At 61.4% G+C, this 2,683-nt stretch carries 3 protein-coding genes; 2 read left to right on the forward strand and 1 reads right to left on the reverse strand.

The genetic code is table 11. The features are described from left to right. Positions 1-144 precede the first annotated feature (144 nt). Positions 145-1,263, forward strand: a complete 1,119-nt coding sequence (locus H8S57_RS16685) for a Gfo/Idh/MocA family protein (RefSeq protein ID WP_186909078.1) — start codon at positions 145-147, stop codon at positions 1,261-1,263. Positions 1,264-1,529: 266 nt separating this feature from the next. Further along, positions 1,530-2,123 carry a cytidylate kinase-like family protein gene (locus H8S57_RS16690; RefSeq protein WP_186909079.1) on the forward strand — a complete coding sequence of 198 codons (594 nt, stop codon included), beginning with the start codon at positions 1,530-1,532 and terminating at the stop codon, positions 2,121-2,123. 391 nt (positions 2,124-2,514) lie between these two features. Here the strand turns inward: H8S57_RS16690 and H8S57_RS16695 are convergent, their stop codons facing one another. Beyond that, positions 2,515-2,682: a 3-keto-5-aminohexanoate cleavage protein gene (locus H8S57_RS16695; RefSeq protein ID WP_369807654.1), complete on the reverse strand. Its 168-nt coding sequence runs from the start codon at positions 2,680-2,682 to the stop codon at positions 2,515-2,517. Position 2,683: the final 1 nt, after the last annotated feature.

Below are 2,683 nucleotides of genomic sequence, written 5' to 3' on the forward strand. Positions count from 1 at the left end.
AGTTGGTATAATCTTGCCACGAAGACTCGTCTCCTTTCGAGAGTACATGTGTTTTGTGGTGAAACCATTGTACCAGAAGGGCTGACGGGTCTTCAACTTTCATTTAACTTTACAGTCCGGTATTTTCTATAGGGAGGAATTGTTATGAAAAACATCGGCTACGCCATCGTCGGCACCGGCTATTTCGGCGCGGAGCTGGGGCGCATCATGAATACGCAGGAAGGGGCCCGGATCGTGGCCGTCCTGGACCCGGAAAACGGGGAGACCGTTGCCAAAGAGCTGAAATGCGACTGCGAGACCGATCTGGATACGCTCTGCGCTCGTGCGGATGTGGATGCGGTCATCGTGGCTACCCCCAACTATCTGCACAAGGACCCCGTCCTGACGGCGGCACGGCATAAAAAGCACGTTTTCTGCGAAAAGCCCATTGCCCTGAGCTATGCGGACTGCGACGAGATGGTGCGCGCCTGTCAGGAAAGCGGCGTTGTCTTTATGGCCGGTCATGTGATGAACTTTTTTCGGGGCGTGCGCCATGCCAAACAGCTGATCGCCGAGGGCAAGATCGGCAAGCTCCTTTACTGCCACTCCGCCCGCAACGGCTGGGAGGAACCCCAGCCTTCCATCAGCTGGAAAAAGCTTCGGTCTAAGTCCGGCGGGCACCTCTATCACCACATCCATGAGGTGGACTGCATTCAGTTCCTCATGGGACATGCTACCGAAGTCACCATGACCGGCGGGAATGTGGCACATCAGGGGGAGCGGTTCGGTGATGAAGATGATATGCTCTTTCTGCTCATGGAGTTTGGAAACAACACCTATGCTGTGGTTGAGTATGGCTCCGCCTTCCATTATCCGGAACATTATGTGCTGATCCAGGGAACGAAGGGTTATATCCGTCTGGACATGTGTAATGCCGGGATGACCGTAAAGACCGTGGACGGCCCGGAGGAGCACTTCCTGCTCCATGAGAACCAGGCGGAGGACGATCAGCGCACCTACATCTACCACAGCACTGAGATGGACGGCGCCATCCAATACGGCCGCCCGGGCAAAAAGCCGCCGCTGTGGCTGCACGGCATCATGAAGAATGAGATGAAGTTCTTTAACGGCATCATGCATGGCGATCCCGTCACAGACGAGTTCCGGCCGCTGCTGACCGGCGAGGCGGCCCGGGCCGCCATCGCCACCGCAGATGCGGCGACCCGCTCCCTGCGGGAGGACCGGAAGGTCAAGGTCTCCGAAATCATCGGCTCCTCCCTGTAGCGGGGGCCCGCCGGCCACGGGTGCGGCCATTCGTCCGGAGGGAATCTTCTGCGTGCTCAGTCGTAAGAGCACTGTTTTCACGGTATAGGGCCCTGCACCGGCGCCTTCCCCTGGGAGAGATCACTCTGCCGGGGGAAGGCGCCGGCTGCCTCTCAGCGTGTCCCACCCCATGGCGCAGCGCAGGGACGGTCGGGAAAAGGACCGCTTTTTCCTTTGACGGGACAAGGAAAATCGATTATACTGAAAGCAGAAGAGGAGGTGTCCCTATGAAACACATCGTCATCACCATCGGCCGGGAGTATGGCTCCGGCGGACGGCTCATCGCCCAGCGGCTGGCGGAGGAGCTGGGCGTCACCTTTTATGACAAGCAGCTCATCGCAGAGGTAGCCAAGCGGACCGGGTTTTCCGAGCACTTTGTCCGGGATGCCGAGCACCAGCGGCCCACCAACAGCTTCCTGTACGACCTGTACTGCGCCGTGCAGACCCCGTCCGTCCCCGACCAGATGTTCATCGCCCAGGCCAAGGTCATCAAGGAGGCGGCGGCCCGGGAGTCCTGCGTCATCGTGGGCCGCTGTGCGGACTACATCCTGCGGGAGGAGCCGTACTGCCTGAAGACCTTCGTTTACGCCCCGCTGGAGCAGCGCGTGCGCCGGGCCCGAGAGGCGTACAACGTGGAGCAGCCCAATCTGGAGAGCTATGTACTGCGGCAGGACAAGGCCCGCGCTTCCTATTACAATTATTTTGCCACCGGGCGGTGGGGGGACAGCCGGGAGTACGATCTGTGCATCAACAGCCGCATCGGCATTGACGCAGCGGTGGAGGTCGTAAAGACCGCCGCCTGCGGCATGGCGGGGGAATGACGGCGCGGACGGCCGTGCCGGAGGCGCAGGTGCGGGCGACGCTGGAAAGGCTGCGGGCCGACCATATGCAGGCCCAACCCGTACCCCGGACCGGGCGGGGGCTGGCCGCGCCCTGCGCCAAGCTGGGCCGCTGCGTGGCTCTGTGGACGATCCCGACCCGGCCGCAGGCTGTATGTGCCCGGCACGGCGGTGCTGCAGCTACCTTCTGGTGGGCCGTCAACGCATCCGGGGACGCATCCGGGTCGTCCTGGCCGGAGAGCCTCTGGGATCTTGAGCGGGCGGCGGCACGGAGAACCTGGCGCGGAGTCTTTTTTGGCAAGCGAAAGGCTGCGGAGCATTGCAGAGAAAGCAATGCTCCGCAGCCTTTTTATGGGCTGTTCTGCGGGAAAGTTTACTTCAGGCTGAGGATCTCGCGGGCCTCGTCGGGCGTGGCGACTTCCTTGCCGAACTCCTCGATGACGCGGCGGGCGCGGTCGACAAACTGCACGTTGCTGTCGGCCAGCTTGCCCTTGGAGTACATGACGTTGTCCTCCATGCCGACGCGGATATGGCCGCCCAGG

It is taken from the genome of Lawsonibacter hominis (genome assembly GCF_014287895.1).
GTDB classification, from domain to species: Bacteria; Bacillota; Clostridia; order Oscillospirales; family Oscillospiraceae; genus Lawsonibacter_A; species Lawsonibacter_A hominis.

What these genes read in the sequence shown, in the direction of transcription:
- H8S57_RS16685 (WP_186909078.1), top strand. Translation starts at nt 145, where the DNA reads ATGAAAAACATCGGCTACGCCATCGTCGGCACCGGCTATTTCGGCGCG.
- H8S57_RS16690 (WP_186909079.1), top strand. Translation starts at nt 1,530, where the DNA reads ATGAAACACATCGTCATCACCATCGGCCGGGAGTATGGCTCCGGCGGA.